Genomic DNA, 18,254 nt, shown 5'->3' on the forward strand with positions numbered 1-18,254 from the left:
ATGAAAGAATCAGTTTCGTTATTTGTATTTCATTAGATGAAACTAAGTATCATTTAATGAAACTATAATTAATTTACCACACATGTGTTTCACTGTAAATGGGAGAGTAGCGGTGTTTTCCGAAGAGGCTGTCCCAAACCAATCTATCGCTTAGATCTTGCTAGACCTTTAGAGACAGGCTCGTTTGAGCGAGTGCTTGCTAAATAGGTAATCCTTGTGTGCTTATTGCTTCAGAATTCGTGATTATTCGTGCGATAAGCCCACGTCGAGTGCGTATTGTGGTATGAGGTGCCATTTTTGAGTTCATATGTACATGATAAGCATTCCTAGCGTGCCTATTGCTTCAGATCTCGCGATTATTATTGCGATAAGACCACTGCAGGTGCTTATTGGTTTAAAAGAAGAGAGCTGCGCTAGAAGTAGTAAAAACTACTTCTAGGACAGCCTCTAGGATACCATTCGTACATGGAGCAACGATGATCTATGAATTTGTAGAACTGCTGGAAGATGAACTTGAAGAAGTTTCAGAAACCTTAGAACTGTTTTGTGCATCCATTTCTGCTTGAATTTCTTGGATAAGTTTAGTCATGGGATCGGTTTCGGTATTCTGGGCACCTTGTGAGTGTTGGGCATCGAGTGCGGCTCGAATATCTTGAATAAGGTTATGCATCGGATCATTGTCTGAAGGATCGGATGGTTGAGCAGCTTCCGGGTTCGATTGTGTAGTCAAAATCGCTTTGACATCTTGAATGATCTTGGAAACAGGGCTAGCGTCAGATGAACTTGAAGAAGTAGTCGGATCTGGACCGGATACATCTGTTGAACTAGGCAATGAATGCTTAACGGTATCGATGATTTGTAAAAGAGGATTGATTTGAGAATCTTGAGGCGAATAGCCTTGTGTGTTTTGGACATTACTCTGACCTAATTCAACTGAATCGGTCTTTTTCGCATGGTGATGATGCCCATGTTTATGGCTAGTTTGAGTAGAGCCTGGAAGAGGATTGTTCGGATTTAACTTGTTAACTGGATTGCTTGAATAACTTGAATTCGTTGGTTGAATGCTCATTGTCATCACTCCTGTTTAATAGATGTATGTAATTTGTGCTCGGGAATCCGCGACATAAAGGAACTCCTTTTTAAGTCATCGGTTATGAAAACGATGGGTGTTATAGACAAAAGTACGTTTGAGTAACATTTATCTTAGATTAAGCTTGTGTTCATCTTGCGATCAAAAAAAATTTACAAAGCGATCTAAATAGCTAAAAACTAATTTCTAGTTTTTGGCTATTTTTTTCATATTGAAAGCCATTCTGGAATAGATATCTGTAAAGTGCTGTGCATGTCCAATCTTACTACGTCTGATAACAAAGGATGAGGATACGTGATGAAACAAGACAATAGAGTTATAGCCATTCTAGGAATAGGTACAGCCGTGCCCGAATTCCATCTGGATCAAGCCGATACATCCCAACGTTTAACGGAAGCTTTACGTGATACGCCGAACTCTGCGAGATGGGCTAAGAAGATTTTCAAACAGTGCGGTGTAGAATCTCGCTATACGTGTGAACCGAACCTATTGGAATCCGCAGAGCATTGCCGCTATTTTTCACAAACGAATCAAACAGCACCCTCGACTTCAGATCGCATGGCAACGTATAAAAGAGAGTCGATTCCCTTAGCCTTAGACGCGGCCAAGAAAGCTTTGGCGGACGCCAAGGCGGATGTCTCGGATATTACACATGTGATCACGGTGAGTTGTACGGGACAATTTCTTCCAGGACTTGATGCAGTATTGACGCAGCAGTTGGGATTAGCCCCTGATGTCAATCGAATTCCGTTTAATTTCCTTGGATGCGCTGCGGGATTGAAGGCGATCTGTTTGTCCAAACAAATCATTTCCACCAATCCGACAGCCCAAGTTCTCGTCGTTTGCGTAGAATTATGTACACTTCATATTCAGCCATCCAGTGATCGCGAGGCGTTATTTGGCGCTTCTTTTTTCGGGGATGGCGCTTCGGCCTGCCTGGTTGGTGTTACTAGTGATAAGCATAGCCGCGTATTCCAATTAGGGAATGATCGTTCTATTCTGCTGCAGGACGGTGCGGATGACATGAAATGGGACGTGGGCAATTACGGCTTCGATCTGTATCTTTCCCCGAATATTCCCAAATTGATAGGGACCTGGATTCCTGAACAAATCGAACATTTGCTAGATGGCGGTCCAAGACCTGCGCTTTGGGCGATTCACCCGGGAGGGAAAGGGATTCTGGATACGTTAGAAGAGGTATACGATTTAGAACCGGAAGATACCCGTCCAAGCCGCACGGTATTGCGGAATTATGGAAATATGTCTTCGGCGACGATTCTATTCGTTTTGGATGAAACCAGGAAGGAACTCGAGAACCGTGAGGCAGGGCCCACAAGCGGGATCTCTCTCGCCTTTGGACCAGGTCTAACTTGTGAGATGATTCAAATTACGTACCTTGGTGTTGGTGCCAAACGCACTGCCATCCTAGATGAAATCCATGTTTAAGGAGCTAAAACATCGTGCTGTGCAGGAGGAGCTAATGGATGATTTTTCCTCTGGAGGAGAGGAGCTCAGGCAAGCTTTGCGGCATCTGCGGAGGCTGAATCGTATCTTCGGTGCCGCAGGCCCGACCGTATATGGCTTTAGACGCTTGTGGCTGGAAGCGGGCAAACCGCAGTCCCTCTCCATCCTGGATGTTGGAGCCGGGTCCGGTGATGTCAATCGCCATCTCTTGCGCTGGGCTGATGAGAACGGTGTGAAACTGAGCATCACGCTCGTAGACATTACGGAAGAAGCTTGCGAGGAAGCGCGACAGTTATTCCGTAACGAGCCGCGCGTGAGTGTGCGAAGAAGCAGTTTGTTTCAGCTCCCGGAACAGAGCGTCGATATCACGACAGGTACGCAATTTGTGCATCATTTTACAGATGCGGAGCTTCCTCAAGTTGTAGATTGCATGCTGAAGGCATCGCGGATCGGTGTAGTGATTAATGATATCCATCGACATTGGCTGGCTTGGATGGCCGTCTGGGTGACCGCGCGTGTCATCTCTAAGAACCGCTATATACGGAACGATGGTCCCTTATCTGTGGCTAAAGGCTTTCGTGCAGGCGATTGGCATGCACTTCGGAAAGCGATGAACATCTCGGAAATGTTCGTGTCTTGGCGGCCTTTATTCCGGTATGCGGTCGTCATTCAGAAAAGGGAGCGGGTGTGATGACTCACACATATGATGTCGCCATTATTGGTGGAGGAATCGCAGGCAGTGTGACAGCTAAGGCTTTGGCCGATCAGGGATGGCATACGGCGTTGTTCGATCGCAAGGCATTCCCTAGGCATAAGGTTTGTGGCGAATTTCTTTCACCTGAAACGCAAACGATGTTTGCCAAGCTCGGATTGCACGAACTGATGACCTCTTTGCAGCCAAGTTCCATTCATCGGGCACGCTTAATTCCGAGCAGGGGAAAGCCACTTTCGATCGCGCTTCCAAGCGAAGCCTTGGGTGTGAGTCGGTGCCTGCTGGATACTGCACTTCATCAAACTGCATGCCGCTCAGGCGCAGAGCTATTTACGGAAACAGCGGTAACGATGGTGGAACGGAATGAGCATGGGTACAGCTTGGTAACCAAACAGCAGGGAGATCGCGTCGACTACCAAGCGCGAGCGGTTATTGGTGCGTGGGGGGCTCACAGCTTTCCTAGCATTCAAAATCAGCGAACTCAGATTCAAGGGACGCATATTGGTGTAAAGTCTCATTATACGGGGATCGATATGGACCCGGTGGTAGAGCTATACTTTTTCAAAGGCGGCTATGTAGGCTTATCTCCCATCGAAAATGGCCATGTAAATGTCGCCGGATTGTTGGACAAGAAGTTTTTTCTGCAAACGGACAAATCCATTCTAGGGTTTATTGACGCAGCTTGCCGTAAAAACTCAGCACTATCCCGAAAGCTAGCGCTAGCATCACCAGTTTTAGGCACTCAAGCAGCTGTCGCACCTGTCCAATTAACCCGGAAACCCCTTGCCTGGGACAAGTTTCCACGACTGGGAGACGCCTCCATGATGTTGCCGCCGCTTTGCGGAGACGGGATGTCCATGGCGCTGCGCTCTGCCATGATTTGCGCTCCGCTGGCCTCACGATATCTGCAAGGGGAGATCACCTTAGAAGCGTGGGAGTTGGCGTACACGCAGGGAATCCAAAAGGAGTTCAAAGGACCCTTAAAGTGGGGCCATTTGCTGCAAAGCATGTTGGACGTGCCATTGCTACCGCAATTTATGCTGGCTGCAGCCCGGTTTACGCCCGGATTAGCGGGTAAATTTGTACAAGTGACGAGGCTGAAAGAAATCGAATTGTAAGTCTTTGATCGGAAGGAGCAGGGTGGTCATGAATTTGCAAAAGCTGTCCATGCTCTCGATCCGATACCCTAAACTAATCCTCTGTCTGTGGATCCTTTTCTTCCTGTACTTTGGCTTCTTTGCACCTCGATTACCTAGTGTTCTGAAGGATCATGGTCTGATCTCGGATGGGACTTTTGCTCAAGTTGAACAGAGGTTATCTGCTGATTTTCATATTCCCGATCATCCTGTCATTCTTGTTTTTGAGAAAAAAACCAGCTTGGCCCCCAAAAAGTTTCAATCGCTTATTCAACAGGAGATATGGTCGTTACGTGGCATGGAAGGGCTTAGGGAAATTATTTCCCCGCTCGAAAATGAGGGCATGATACAAGGCAATTTCGCCTATGTACTGCTTGGTTTTAATCAAAATCCGTATGAGATGAAGCCGGTCCTACATGAGATTCAAACCCGCTTGCCGTCGCATCGAGATTTGACAGTGAGGATGACCGGGAAGTCTGTCGTGCAAGAAGATGTGAATCGTGCGAGTCAGCATGACCTGCGCAAAGCAGAAAGCTTAGGGCTTCCTGCGGCTTTTCTAATTCTATGGATCGCATTTGGCGGGCTTGCCTCTGCTTTGATTCCGATCATCGTTGGGATTATTGGCGTTGCAGGGTCTATGGGGATCATGTATTGGATCGGTACCCGAATCGATTTGTCTAACTTCGTGCTCAATGTCATCCCGATGGTGGGTTTGGCTCTGAGTATTGATTTCGCCTTGATGATGGTCAGCCGATTTCGAGAGGAAATTCACGCAGGACCTGTAGGACAAGCCTTGCTGGTAACGATGCAGACAGCCGGAAGAGCGGTCTTATTTTCTGCGCTCAGCGTCTTCTTAGGCCTTATGGGAATTCTCTTTATTCCTCTTCCGATATTTTCAACCATCGCCTTAGGTGCCATGACCGTATTAGCAGTTTCGGTATTACTGACGTTAACCTTAGTACCCGCACTATTAAAGTTGTGGTGGCCAGCCATTCTAGCAGAACGTAAACCTCATGTTACGCCTAGCCGAAGAAATGTTTGGTTAACCATCGCACATCTCGTAATGAGACGCCCCGTCCAAATGAGCGTATTAGCCACTTGTATTCTTCTATGTTGTATATTGCCGCTCTCGAAGATGAAAATAGTCATTCCGGATGCGACTTCCTTGCCCCAAGACTACGAGTCGCGCATCGCTTATGAGGATTATCAAGCTCACTTCGGTTCGCAAACAGGGACGGATGTGTACCTTATTATGCAAGGAAAGTCAGCTTCTTTATCCAGAAGCGACTGGATGAATGCGGCAGCTTTGATTGCGAAAGTAGAGCGTGATCCCCTTGTCGAAGGGGTGACTTCGCTCTTCTCCACATTGCGTATGACAACAGATCAGTTATATCCGCTCTCTCAAAATCCGAGCTCAAAAGCGAAATACGAGCGAGTGTGGCAATCATTTGTGCATAACAATGAAATGCTTGTTCAATTTCGCTTAAAAGGCGAATCTTCCTCACCAGAAGTGATGGATTGGCTCAGACGTTGGGAAAGGGAGGGGACGTCATCCGCAGCGCTTCCTTTCTTGCTCGGGGGGGAAGCGAAATATCAGCAGGAAATTTTCGATGATATCTTCGATAACATTCCAAAAGTGCTTCTATTTATCCTCGTTTCGAACTACATCATCTTGTTCATGGCATTCCGTTCCGTGCTCATTCCCCTAAAGACCATCTTAATGAATTTATTAAGTTTAGGGGCCTCTTTCGGGATTCTAGCTTGGTTGTTCCAAGAGGGACATCTTGGTTTGGAACCGAGTCGAATTGCGATTATGATTCCTGTTTTTATCTTCGGATTAGCTTTTGGGATCAGTATGGATTACGGGGTATTTCTAGTATCACGGATCTACGAGGAGTATCAGCGGACAGGAGATAACCATCGTGCTGTGCTTATTGGTTTGGGGTGCATAAGCAAAATCATTAACTCCGCTGCCGCGATTATGATTGCGGTTACGCTGCCCTTTGCATTTGGCGATGTTGTAGGTGTCAAGCAGCTAGGAATTGGCATTGCGGCTGCCATTTTTATCGATGCAACTGTTATCAGGTTGATGCTTGTACCTGCTTTGATGGTCATACTCGGAAAGTGGAATTGGTGGGGACCCCATCGGGGAAGAACAGGATGATAAACGTTATAGGCATGTGCCAAATGGTCGAAAAGCGCAAAAAAGAGCAGTTCCCTCAGCGGGACTGCTCTTTTGGTTTACTTCATACTGTTATTATTGCAACTTCGTAGGTAATTTAAAAGTCCACAGCAGTGTACCGTTCTCAGGTGATGTACTGTCAATTCCGAAATCGTTATCGTTCGTGATAACAAGCGTATCTCCGTTAACGAGCGTAACACCTTCAATTTTTTCGTAAGGGAATTTGAATTCTACCGCGTCAAGGATCGTTCTTTTCTTAGCAGGCAGAATGCCGTTTGTTTTCAAATCTTGAATCGTCATACTCTCAAGTGTTTTACCTGCTGCTTGAGCTGTATCATATTTACCAAGAACATTGGTGGATGTTGAAAGATCAATCGCGTAAATGCGTTTCAGTTGAGCTTTATCTCCCGAGAATTTATCGCGCTCATCGATCAATAGTGTATTCTCGTTCACAACAACCATATCGGAGACGACGATATCGCCTTGAGCGAGATCCTTAAATTGCTTTGCATCTTCTAACAAGTAAGTGAATTCCGCTACCGGTTTCAAGTTAGTAAGATCGAACTTGATGATACGAACTTGACGTGAATTATCCATGGATTTATCTGGATTGCGAAGGGCATTTTGCATAGCCATGAACATGTATTTGCCGTCTGGAGTAATACCAACAGCCTCAGCTCCACGGTTTTGGCGCAGCTTGTTGTAAACTTCAGGAAGCATTTCACGTGTTGGTACTAGTGGAGTTGCCGCCAGCGCGGACCAGCCCTTCGGCACGATGCGTTCGATGATCGTACCATCACGTTTCACGTGTACAATGGATGGGCCGTATTCGTCCGAAATCCAGAACGTATCATCTTTTTGATTATAAGCCAATCCTTCAATATCCAGGCCGTAAGGATCGTAAGCCAATTGTTTCTCGCCTTTAGCATCGAATGGCACTTCGTCTCTTCCTTTAATATTAGGCAGACCCGTGATCAGCGGAGTTCCTGTCACTGGATCATTTCCAGTAAGTTTTAAAGGGAATTTATCGAGAATGTTGATTTCACCATTGCTTACAGAGATTTTATAGATCGTAGGTGTATAGTTTGGAAGAGGGAACGTACGTACAGTCACGCCATTCACTGTAGGTTGGCCGTTCGGACCACGATCTGCCGTCGTGTAGAACACGTTGTCAGGATCTCCTGGAAGGTGAGTTAAGGAAGAGCCCACACCCATTTTGATGCCCGCTGCCAAGTCCGGCGCTTTGAGTTCGTATTTATTTGTCAAAGTAGGCTTGTCTGTCAATGAAACGCTGCTGCGGAACTCATCCCAATCCACATATTTGCCCATTGCCTCGCCAAGTGCACGAACTGGCAAATATAAGCTTCCATCCATATTCACTGCCGGAGTGGAAGGAACAACCGTTTTACCATTGTTAGAATACGTTACTTGATCGGAAGTTTCGCCTGTCTTTGTTGCTGCTGAAGCCGTCCCTGCCAAAGCTACGGTAAGTGCAAGAAGCATCGTTGTGTTAGCAATCCATTTTCTATTCATCTTTTCTTTAACTCCCTTTCATAGGCCAGAAGTATGTACGTAACATCTCTAGTTATATCAAAGTTATGTTAGTAGAATGCTATTGGAATGTTTATGAATTGTAAATTTTTGGATTTGGTAAAAGGATGTACAGGTAGTAATGAAAAAAAGACCGTTCTTAGCCTGTGAAGTGGCTTAAACGGTCTTTTGTTATTAATCAAATGTGTGAGACAGGAATACCTCAATTTAATAGGCGGTTACTGCGGATTCGTTGTCCAGATCCCAGCGGTTTTTAGGAAAACGCGTTGCGGTAATTTTAAAGCTGCCAAGATAAGTTCGGCTACATCCTCCGGTTGCATCATGCGATCTTCGTCACCAATGGGAAGTCCGGCATTGACAGATAGCTCCGTATTCACGGTTGATGGGGTGAGTGCAGTGACACGGATGTTCGATTTGCGAACCTCCTGTAAGAGCGCTTCGGTTAAGCCAAGAATAGCGAACTTTGAGGCGCAATAGGCCGAGCCAGTCGCGAAGCCGCGTTCTCCAGCGGTTGATGCGATGTTAATGATGCTGCCGCTCTTTTGATTCAACATGGTTGGCAATGCGGCGCGCGTCACGTAGTAGGTGCCCATCAGATTGGTTTGGATGATTTGCTCCCAATGTGCTGGGTCCATATCAACCAATGTACCGAACTGGGCCGTTCCAGCATTGTTGAGTAAAATATCAACGGATCCGAGCTCTTTAATGAGTGTCTCTACGGCCAGTTCTGCTTCAGCTCTGTTAGAAATATCGGCAGTCGCGATGTGCACTTGAATACCATAGGTGCTTGTCAATTCGCGTTGAAGAGATTCAAGGTCGGCACGACTCCGGGCGAGTAATCCAAGATTAACACCTTCTTTGGCTAAGGCAATGGCGGTCGATTTACCGATTCCTTTTCCTGCTCCAGTAATAATCGCTGTTTGATTGTGTAGGGTCATAGTGATCGCTCCTTCTAGCTTTATGTATGAAATCTCCCCGAATAAGGGGTTCATTTGCAACTCGCGGTTACGCGATTTATTATCAATGAAAATGCAAGGATAAGCAAGTTTTCCGGGCAGTCGTGTGAGGAGTGACACGGGTAGTTTTGAAATAAGAAGGAGTGGGGGGTTATGGAATTGGTAGGATAGATGTCAATAAACACAACAAAAGCTGCCTCCGTATAACAGGCAGCTTCCTAACCAATGAATCTATCTCCCGCCAACATGTACCATCACAGAATGAGTTGCCTCTTGAAAGAATCCTTCCGAGAGACCTAAACGTAGATCGTTATATGAATCTAGCAATTGCTGTATCAACCGTAATTCATCCCCTTGGTTAATCTCACCGGAGTCTTGTTGATTTGCACGAATACAGGCGATTACATAGCTTACCTGATTCGACAACGCTTCAATAGAAGGCAGCTGTACAGGATCCGATTCGAGATACCCCCGTAAGGAAGTGGTTGCAAATTGAACGGAACGTGGAAATTCGGAATTCTGAAGTAGAAACACCATGACTTCACTAAGTTTCATGTGATTCGCATGGAATTTGCGGAACGCTTCATAGCCGCCGCAGGATTTCAGAAGCACCATGAGTCGATTATAACGGTTTTCGTCATCAAGCCATTCAGCATCTGTGATTAAATGGCTGTAACTGGCATTTACCAGGTAGAGCGTATGACGTATGCGTTCTAAAAATTTACCTGCTTGAAGTAAATTCCAATTCTCTCCTCGAACCATCGCTGAATCCGCAGCGCCGTTAAACAGAGAGAGGGATTCACTTATGCGCTTATAGAATAAATAAGGAGACTGCGCCATCACATGGCTCACATCTTGATCCTTCAACCATAAATAGAACGCATTGATAATATCCCAGAGCTCAACAGGCAGCATGGGCCGTATGGTGCGAATATGATTTCTAACCTGCTGAATTGTGGATAAAAGGCAGTCGGGATTCGACTGTTCAAAGGTCAAATAGTTCAGGATGGTCCATTCATTTGCATGAGGGTAGCGGTGCTTCAGTTCGTTAACATCGCCAACGGCTGCTGCAAGCCGCTCCCATGCATAGCCTTGCTCACTATCCTTTAAGTCATGACGCATCGTGTAGTTGATGTTGATGATGCGAGCATAATTCTCTGCCCGTTCTAAATAACGTCCGATTGTAAACAGCAAGTTCGCATAGCGATTAATCATATCTATCCTCACCTCGTGGGAGATCAATTTTATGGGGGAAAGGTTACACGAGAACCCACGTATCCTTTGTCCCCCCGCCTTGAGACGAATTCACGACAAGCGAACCTTTTTTGAGTGCAACACGGGTTAATCCGCCAGGCACGACATAGGGTTCAGGACCCATGAAAGTAAAAGCACGCAAATCGATATGACGCGGAGCAATGGTGTCATTGGTAAGCGATGGGCTGCAGGAAAGCTTCATTGTAGGCTGGGCAATATACCGCTCAGGGTACTGAACTATTTTTTCAGCGAACGCTTTAATTTCCTCTTCTGTTGCAGCAGGGCCGATTAACATGCCATATCCACCCGACAATGAGCGTTCTTTGACCACCATTTGGGATAGGCGGGAGAGGACATATTCTCGTTCATGAGGTCTGTTTAAAAGGTACGTAGGCACATTGTTTAATATTGGTTCTTCGTTTAGATAGTAGCGGATCATATCAGGAACAAATGCATACACCGCTTTATCATCAGCTACCCCGGTGCCTGGCGCATTAGCGAGTGCTACATGTCCGGCGAGGTACGCGTCCATCAACCCTGGCACACCCAGTACGGAATCCTTGCGGAAGGTGAGCGGGTCTAGGAATTCATCATCAATACGTCGATAAATAACATCCACTTGACGCAGCCCGTGTCTGCTTTTCATATAAACGAAACGGTCAAGGACAACAAGATCCCCGCCCTCGACGAGTTCAATTCCCATTTCTTGTGCTAGAAAGGTATGATCGTAATAGGCTGCGTTATAAATGCCAGGGGTAAGCAGGACGATAAGTGGGTCAGGTTTAGAAGTTGGAGCCAAGCTGCGCAAGCTACTTAATAGGGCATTCAAGCCTTGATCAATATCACGTGTCTGGTAATCAAAAGACAATTTCGGGAACAAGCTCGTCATTAGCGATCGGTTCTTATACACATAAGACAAGCCTGAAGGGGTTCTTAAATTATCCTCAAGCACATAGAACTCTCCAGAATGACCGCGAATGATATCAATTCCCGACAGGGGAATGTATACACCATTGGGAACATCTAAGCCGACCATCTCTGGCACATAGTAAGGATTGTTCATAACCATGTCACGTGGAATCAGCTCATCTTTCAAAATGTTCTGTTCATGATAGATATCCCAAATGAAATGATTAAGTGCTTTAACTCGCTGTTTCAAGCCGGAATCCAGATGAGACCATTCGTTCGAAGTGATAATTCTAGGAAGCAAATCGAATGGAATCGTCCGCTCCTGAGAGGACTCCTCTGGATCATTACCGTATAGTGTAAAAGTGATACCTTGCTTAACCATCTCCGATTGCATGATCGTATCACGTTCCTGCAGTTCCACGAGGCCCATGTTCAGCAGTCGCTGCAGCATGTTGCCATAGTGGGCTCGCACTTTTCCCCGCCCTTCAAACATTTCATCGAAAAAAGCTTGATGTTCGTAATCTGCAAAAAGCTGGTTCATGTTATCCTTTATCATCAGCATGGCCATAATAGAATCCCTCCACAGTTTGTTATCACTTCATCCACTATTTTTGTGTAAACTTTTATAACATATGGATAACACAGCTAAAGTATAGAGCAAGCGAACATCTAAAGTATGTCGAAACCGCACGGTGTAATTGTGTCTATTTTATGACGATTAAAAGACAAGCTCGTTCACAATTTTTTTTACTAACTTATGTATTGTCATAAAAACTAGTAAGATTAAGATAGTCGTTGTATTAAAACAACAAATACAATTGCATAAATGATTAGGGAGGAAACCCTGTGAGGTTCACGATTCGAAGTAAGCTGCTTATCGGCTTTTTATCCGTTGCTTTCTTTGTAACCGCGGTCAATATTACTGCCTATTTGTATAATGATAAACTAAATCAATCATTCAATGAGCTATTAGACCAGCAAGGCGTGGTGCTGAGTAAAGCAAAAGATATTCAGTATTTATCCGTGCAGCAAACCAATAGCTTGAGAGGCTATCTTCTGACCCATGATTCCGATTTCTTAACTGAACTCCAAACATCGAATGAACAGTTGAATCTACTTACTGGGCAAGTTGGATCTATGATCAAAAATTCTGATGTGAAGGAATCTTTCCAGAAGTTATATGAAATGAATCAATCTTTCCTGAGAAAATACGAGAAAATGTTGGATAATCTGAAGAGGGATAATGATCAAGAGGCAGCTTTAGTTTATTTTAAAAACGAAGTTCTGCCGATCGGCCAACAGTTAGGCGCACTCTCAAAGACGTTTGCTGACGCTCAACAGGCCTTATTAGATCAGGGGAAAAAAGAAAATACATCGATGGTTAATTTTGTTAACGGAATGACGGCCATCTTAACCGTCATCACCTTTCTATTAACCTTGCTTATTGGCCTCATTTTATCTCATCGTATTACCAGCAATCTCTTCAAAATTACAAGTGTGATCACAAGTGTTACTTATGATTCCAAGACCGCCTCCAAATTACCTCACATTGAAGTTCGTACACAAGATGAAATTGGCGACATTGCTAGTTCGTTTAATGAAATGGCGAAAACGTTGAATCAATATGCCACCTTGGAGCAAGAGCAGCGTTGGCTCGAAACCAACGTCGTTGAAATGGCTATGAAATTTCAAGGCGTTCATAATTTAGAATCTTTAGCACAGCTGTTCATTACCACAATTACCCCACTCGTTGAAGCAAGCTACGGCGTATTTTATTTGAAGCAAGGCAATGGTTGGCGTCAGCAGTTGAACAAACTGGCTTCTTATGCCTATCAACCATCGCATATTGGTATGGAATCCTTTAAGAACGGAGAGGGACTGGTCGGTCAAGCCGCATTGGAATGCCGCACCATTCTGTTAAATAACGTTCCAGAGAATTATATTCAAATTTCCTCAGGGTTAGGAAAGGCATCACCCGCCAGCCTACTGATTATGCCTGTGCAGTTCGAAGGTGAAGTCGTGGCTGTCATTGAACTAGCATCATTTGGGATATTTAGCCCGATTCAACAAACGTTTCTGCAGCATGTATCCACTCATTTGGGAAGTGTATTAAGCAGCATTGCAGGACGTATGAAGGTTGAGCAACTGCTAGCCGAGTCCCAGGTGTTAACAGAAGAGCTGCAAACCCAGTCAGAAGAACTGAAAGGCATTAACGGGAAATTGGAGGAGCAGTACAAAAACTCGGAGCAGAAGACGAAGGAAGTGGAAAAGACAAAGACGCTGTTGGAAGAAAAGGCTATCCAGTTGGCGCTTAGTTCACAGTATAAATCCGAATTCTTGGCCAACATGTCACACGAGCTGCGTACTCCGCTTAACAGTTTGCTCATTTTGTCTAGTATTCTTTCTGATAATGTGGATGGTAATTTGAACGCAAACCAGGTGAAATATGCCCATACGATCCATCAATCGGGTAATGACTTGCTTCAATTAATCAACGATATTCTCGATTTATCTAAGGTTGAATCGGGTAAAATCGACTTGATCCATGGGATGGTCGGCCTGCATGACATTATCGAATTTGCGGAGCAGCAGTTTCTCCCGGTCGCCCATCAAAAGGGCCTTACCTTCACTACGATACGGGATGAGGATCTGCCTTCTTCTATATTTACAGATGAGCAGCGTCTGTTACAAATTGTTAAAAACTTGCTATCCAATGCTTTTAAATTTACGGAGCGGGGGGAAGTTAAGCTGCACATTCACCGTGCGCACCAAGGCATGTTGGCTGATCACGAGAATGCCAATATGATTCAAGCTGGGGTTGCTTTTTCAATTAGTGATACTGGGATCGGAATTCCGAAGGAAAAGCAAAATCTGATCTTCCAAGCGTTCCAACAAGCGGATGGGACGACAAATCGCAAATACGGAGGTACCGGACTCGGACTCTCGATCAGTTCAAACATGGCGCATTTGTTAAATGGCGGAATCGTCGTCAATAGTGTGGTGGGGAAAGGAAGTACCTTCTCGCTTATTCTGCCTTGGGGCGAGATGGATGTGCTTGCTATTCCAGTCGAGCATCACCAAGAATCAGCTGCAACAGGTACCAACTCACCAATCATAGTTGAGTCCCAAGCCTCGGAAGCAGAATGGAACGATGCAGTATGGGTAGGTAAAAAAATATTGATTGTCGACGATGACATGCGAAATATATACGCCACAACGATTGCCTTGGAAAGCAAGAAAGTGACCGTACTTTTTGCTGAAAACGGGCTGCATTGTTTGAATGTCCTACAGGAACATCCTGATGTGGACCTTGTACTGATGGATATTATGCTGCCTGAAATGGATGGCTATGAGACGATGCGTACCATTCGACAAATGTCAGATTTCGAGTCGCTGCCTATCATTGCGTTAACGGCAAAGGCGATGAAAGAAGACAAAGAGAAATGCATGGAAGCAGGTGCATCCGATTACATCAGTAAGCCGGTAAAGTTGGATCAGTTATTTGCCATTATTCATTATTGGTTAGATAGATAGGTGGTCAGATAGGTGTGTACGAATGATAATGAACCGATAGATGAACTTGAAAAGATAGAAATTGAACTTTTACTTGAAGCGCTTTATCGGCATTATGGCGTTGATTTCCGAAACTATGTATTCCCTACCATACGTCGCAGAATTTGGTACCGTATCCGAGCAGAGCGCCTGAAGACCATCTCTGGCTTGCAGGAGAAAGTCTTGCATGATCGCAATACGTTTAAGAGATTAACGAATGATTTCTCCATTAACGTGACGGAAATGTTCCGAGACCCTAGTTTCTTTCAAGCGTTCAGAAATAAAGTCGTCCCCCTGTTGAGGGAGTACCCCAGCATTCGCATTTGGCATGCAGGCTGCTCAACGGGTGAAGAAGCCTATTCCATGGCAATATTGATGCATGAGGAAAAACTGCTTGCCAAAACAAGAATATATGCCACGGATATGAACGAAGCAGTCATTGAAGAAGCCAAGCTTGAATCGTTCCCTGCCGAACGCATGCAGCAATATACGGAGAATTACATGCTGGCAGGTGGCAAAAAATCAATGACTGAATACGTTTCAGTCAGCAATGGCCGAGCCGAATTTCAACCTTTTCTTGGCGGTAAAATAACGTTTGCTCAGCATAATTTGGCAGTTGATGAGTCATTTAATGAGTTCCATGTTATTATTTGCCGCAACGCGATGATCTACTTTAATACACATCTTCAAAACCGTGTTCATGAATTGTTTTATCAAAGTTTGATTCCATCCGGGTTCCTTGGTCTTGGACATAAAGAAAGTATAACTTTTACAAGCTTCGCAGACTGTTACAAGGAGATGGAACATAATGAAAAACTTTACCGCAAAGTTAAATAACACAGTGTCCAAAGTTAATATTTTGATGGTGGATGATCGCCCGGAAAATTTAATCGCACTGGAAGCGATTTTGGACTCACCGAATTATCGGTTATTCTCTGCACACTCTGGCGAGGAAGCTTTGCGTCATATGTTAACAACCGAATTTGCCGTTATTTTGCTAGATGTGCAGATGCCGGGGATGACGGGTTTTGAAACAGCTAGGCTTATTAAAATGAGAGAGCGTTCCAAGTATGTTCCAATCATTTTTATCACCGCCATTAGTCAGGCAGCAGAGCATGTGAAGCATGGGTATTCTGTCGGTGCCATTGATTATATTTTTAAGCCATTCCACCCCGAAACGTTGAAAATGAAAATCGAAGCCTTCGTCCAACTGCATCACTATCAGGAGCAAATTAAGCTCCAGAATGAAGTGTTAGAGATGGTTGGAGAAACGTCTAATGACACGATTGTTATGGTTGATGAGCATGGCTATATGCAAACCTTGAATACGGTAGCTGCCCAAATGTTCGGCTATTCCTCCGATAAATTGATTGGTCAGTCTATTGATCGTATTGTGCCCGAGCTGTCATCCTTTCTTTTGGCTGAAAAAAGTAGTGGCACGCAGCTCATTGAAACAACGGCTGTACGTAAAGACGCGATTCCATTTCCTGTGGATATTCAAGTTGGCAAAGCCAGCATTGTTGGACAACAGCTCTACGTTTGTTCGATTCGTGATGTCTCGGATCGTAAAATGATGGAGGAAGAGCGTTTTCGCAAAATTTTTGATACGACGCCTTGTCTAATTGCCTTGAGGTCGATGAAGGATAAGCGATACATCAATGTAAATGATAGCCTGCTTAAAGTTACTGGGTTTAAGAAAAGTGAAGTGATTAATGGAAACTCGGACGTGTTGCAATATCTTGTTGATACGGATGATCTACGTGAACGCGAGTCGACTTGGGAAAAGCATGATCCATGGAAGCCGGCTCGAAATATCCGAATTCGGTTTATGACCCATACGGGCGACTTGCACGAAGGCTTGTTATCGAACGAAGTGATGCAGATTCATGGGGAAGATTGCCTCCTTAGTGTCGTGACAGATATCTCAGAACGGGTGTTTCTGGAAAAGGAAATGGTTCGCTTGGATCGGTTAAATTTAACGGGGGAAATGGCAGCTGGCATCGTTCACGAAATTCGAAATCCGATGACGACCGTGCGCGGGTTTTTGCAATTGTCTAAAAGCCATCCATCCAAGGAACACACTGACATTATGATCGAAGAGTTGGACCGGGTGCACAATATTGTGACCGAGTTTCTATCTGTCGCCGCGCAAGCTCCGACAAGCCGTAAACTAAACCAGATCAATACGATCATCGAAACATTGTTTCCTCTCATACAATCGAAAGCCATGATGGGCAATCACACGATTGTGCTTGAATCAGGCGAATGTCCGCTCATTCCATTGGATGAAAAAGAGATACGCCAGCTCATTTTGAATATCGTTCTTAATGGGCTGGACGCCATGCTTATCAGCGGCATCTTAACGATCAAGACATACGCAGATGATAAACAAGTTGTGCTGGAGATTAAGGATCAAGGCGAAGGGATTAAGGAAGAATTCCTTGAGAAGTTAGGAACGCCGTTCTTCAGTACGAAGTCCAAGGGAACAGGTCTGGGCTTATCTATTTGCTATGGGATTGCGGAACGGCATAATGCGGTGATTAAGGTGCAAACCAGCCTTAAAGGAACGACATTTTTTGTACATTTTAGTTTGGGTAATGATGGAAAATCGGCTGAAAGATTTAATTCAACTCCCTAAACCGCTCTGGCGTATAGCCGATGTGCTTGCGAAAGCTGGCAATAAAGTGACTCGCATCACGGAATCCCACATTGACGGCAATATCTTTAATTGACCGCTGTCTGTCACTGAGCAGGATCTCTTTGGACTTACGAAGCCGCATCATAATGAGGTAGGCATAAGGCGAGAGACCGAAGGCATGTTGACACAGTGTATTCAAATGTCTTGGCGTTACGCGAAGGACTGCTGCCATCTGTTCGATCCCGGTGTCCGGATTTGGATAGTGACCTTCGAGCCATTCCGTCAATGGCTGGAGATGCAGCATTTGATTGCGAATCGAGGTACGGTTATTGGTTTGGGCATGTTTTTTAATCTGGATTAGAAAATGATATAAATCCGCCGAAGCATCATAGCCGGAATAATCTTCGCGTGTCTTTAAGTTATTGAGCATATGTCCAACGGCGTGATGCAAAGGACCATCCTCATCCCATCGATAAACGGAGGAGACTAGCATGTCTAATGTACTTAGAATGGATTGCACACAATGTCCTCCGAAGGTGACATACTGCGTGCACCATGTCTCGGTAATGGCATAATAAGCATGGGGAACGTCAGGGAGCATAAGTACGCCCATGCCTGGTGTTAATCGAATCTTTTTCCCATGCAGCTCAAACTCTCCTTCACCCGCATAAGTCTGCAGCCAGTGATAGGAAGGGAGCCCAGCGGTTCTTATGAGTTTCTCCTGATCTTCATGATGACCAATGCTTTCGATATATAAAGGGTAAGGCTGCGCGGTAGTGGGGGTTAGGACAAATCGGGTATGCATCATGA

Annotated in this window: 13 protein-coding genes; 7 read left to right on the plus strand and 6 right to left on the minus strand. The window is 45.0% G+C overall.

What is annotated here, in order from left to right; all coding sequences use genetic code 11:
* Positions 1–481: 481 nt before the first annotated feature.
* A complete protein-coding gene (locus A8709_RS10460; RefSeq protein WP_065852290.1) occupies positions 482–1,069 on the minus strand; it encodes a hypothetical protein in 588 nt (195 codons plus the stop codon).
* A gap of 318 nt (positions 1,070–1,387) precedes the next feature.
* On the opposite strand from A8709_RS10460, the gene A8709_RS10465 reads away from it, so the two are divergent.
* The 4 genes from A8709_RS10465 to A8709_RS10480 are packed head-to-tail and all read left to right on the plus strand — an operon-like array spanning position 1,388 to position 6,566.
* Positions 1,388–2,536, plus strand: a complete 1,149-nt coding sequence (locus A8709_RS10465; protein ID WP_065852291.1) for a type III polyketide synthase — start codon at positions 1,388–1,390, stop codon at positions 2,534–2,536.
* Positions 2,529–3,245, plus strand: a complete 717-nt coding sequence (locus A8709_RS10470) for an SAM-dependent methyltransferase (protein WP_065852292.1) — start codon at positions 2,529–2,531, stop codon at positions 3,243–3,245. Before A8709_RS10465 ends, A8709_RS10470 begins: the two co-directional genes overlap by 8 nt.
* The gene (locus A8709_RS10475; protein WP_065852293.1) at positions 3,245–4,384 is read left to right on the plus strand and encodes an NAD(P)/FAD-dependent oxidoreductase; all 1,140 of its coding nucleotides are present in this window, start codon (positions 3,245–3,247) and stop codon (positions 4,382–4,384) included. Before A8709_RS10470 ends, A8709_RS10475 begins: the two co-directional genes overlap by 1 nt.
* A gap of 28 nt (positions 4,385–4,412) precedes the next feature.
* Entirely contained in the window at positions 4,413–6,566 is a 2,154-nt protein-coding gene (locus A8709_RS10480) for an MMPL family transporter (protein WP_208607667.1), read from the plus strand.
* 93 nt (positions 6,567–6,659) lie between these two features.
* On the opposite strand, the gene A8709_RS10485 is transcribed toward A8709_RS10480, so the two are convergent.
* The 4 genes from A8709_RS10485 to A8709_RS10500 form a co-directional block, all read right to left on the minus strand.
* Positions 6,660–8,117 carry an esterase-like activity of phytase family protein gene (locus A8709_RS10485; RefSeq protein ID WP_065852294.1) on the minus strand — a complete coding sequence of 486 codons (1,458 nt, stop codon included), beginning with the start codon at positions 8,115–8,117 and terminating at the stop codon, positions 6,660–6,662.
* Between the two features lie 236 nt (positions 8,118–8,353).
* Positions 8,354–9,073 carry a 3-ketoacyl-ACP reductase gene (locus tag A8709_RS10490; RefSeq protein WP_065852295.1) on the minus strand — a complete coding sequence of 240 codons (720 nt, stop codon included), beginning with the start codon at positions 9,071–9,073 and terminating at the stop codon, positions 8,354–8,356.
* Positions 9,074–9,322: 249 nt separating this feature from the next.
* Entirely contained in the window at positions 9,323–10,306 is a 984-nt protein-coding gene (locus A8709_RS10495) for an alpha-E domain-containing protein (RefSeq protein ID WP_065852296.1), read from the minus strand.
* 43 nt (positions 10,307–10,349) lie between these two features.
* Positions 10,350–11,822, minus strand: coding sequence for a circularly permuted type 2 ATP-grasp protein (locus tag A8709_RS10500; protein ID WP_084224809.1), 1,473 nt, complete (start codon positions 11,820–11,822; stop codon positions 10,350–10,352).
* Between the two features lie 278 nt (positions 11,823–12,100).
* Between A8709_RS10500 and A8709_RS10505 the strand changes: the two genes are divergently transcribed.
* The 3 genes from A8709_RS10505 to A8709_RS10515 are packed head-to-tail and all read left to right on the plus strand — an operon-like array spanning position 12,101 to position 17,444.
* Complete coding sequence (locus tag A8709_RS10505) at positions 12,101–14,788, plus strand: response regulator (RefSeq protein ID WP_065852297.1); 2,688 nt, start codon at positions 12,101–12,103, stop codon at positions 14,786–14,788.
* A 12-nt stretch (positions 14,789–14,800) separates the two neighbouring features.
* Entirely contained in the window at positions 14,801–15,643 is an 843-nt protein-coding gene (locus A8709_RS10510) for a CheR family methyltransferase (protein ID WP_065852298.1), read from the plus strand.
* Entirely contained in the window at positions 15,615–17,444 is a 1,830-nt protein-coding gene (locus A8709_RS10515) for a response regulator (protein WP_065852299.1), read from the plus strand. The genes A8709_RS10510 and A8709_RS10515 overlap by 29 nt, the downstream gene beginning before the upstream one ends.
* On the opposite strand, the gene A8709_RS10520 is transcribed toward A8709_RS10515, so the two are convergent.
* On the minus strand, positions 17,428–18,249 hold the full coding sequence (locus tag A8709_RS10520) for a helix-turn-helix transcriptional regulator (RefSeq protein WP_167357048.1): 822 nt from the start codon (positions 18,247–18,249) through the stop codon (positions 17,428–17,430). The two genes, A8709_RS10515 and A8709_RS10520, sit on opposite strands and share 17 nt — an antisense overlap.
* Positions 18,250–18,254 lie beyond the last annotated feature (5 nt).

Origin of the sequence: Paenibacillus pectinilyticus (genome assembly GCF_001700435.1) — a bacterium.
Lineage (GTDB): Bacteria > Bacillota > Bacilli > Paenibacillales > NBRC-103111 > Paenibacillus_E > Paenibacillus_E pectinilyticus.

Bases quoted from the DNA above. Each gene is read 5' to 3' on its own strand.
- A8709_RS10460 (WP_065852290.1), bottom strand. From the start codon at position 1,069: ATGAGCATTCAACCAACGAATTCAAGTTATTCAAGCAATCCAGTTAAC.
- A8709_RS10465 (WP_065852291.1), top strand. From the start codon at position 1,388: ATGAAACAAGACAATAGAGTTATAGCCATTCTAGGAATAGGTACAGCC.
- A8709_RS10470 (WP_065852292.1), top strand. From the start codon at position 2,529: ATGTTTAAGGAGCTAAAACATCGTGCTGTGCAGGAGGAGCTAATGGAT.
- A8709_RS10475 (WP_065852293.1), top strand. From the start codon at position 3,245: ATGACTCACACATATGATGTCGCCATTATTGGTGGAGGAATCGCAGGC.
- A8709_RS10480 (WP_208607667.1), top strand. From the start codon at position 4,413: ATGAATTTGCAAAAGCTGTCCATGCTCTCGATCCGATACCCTAAACTA.
- A8709_RS10485 (WP_065852294.1), bottom strand. From the start codon at position 8,117: ATGAATAGAAAATGGATTGCTAACACAACGATGCTTCTTGCACTTACC.
- A8709_RS10490 (WP_065852295.1), bottom strand. From the start codon at position 9,073: ATGACCCTACACAATCAAACAGCGATTATTACTGGAGCAGGAAAAGGA.
- A8709_RS10495 (WP_065852296.1), bottom strand. From the start codon at position 10,306: ATGATTAATCGCTATGCGAACTTGCTGTTTACAATCGGACGTTATTTA.
- A8709_RS10500 (WP_084224809.1), bottom strand. From the start codon at position 11,822: ATGGCCATGCTGATGATAAAGGATAACATGAACCAGCTTTTTGCAGAT.
- A8709_RS10515 (WP_065852299.1), top strand. From the start codon at position 15,615: ATGAAAAACTTTACCGCAAAGTTAAATAACACAGTGTCCAAAGTTAAT.
- A8709_RS10520 (WP_167357048.1), bottom strand. From the start codon at position 18,249: ATGCATACCCGATTTGTCCTAACCCCCACTACCGCGCAGCCTTACCCT.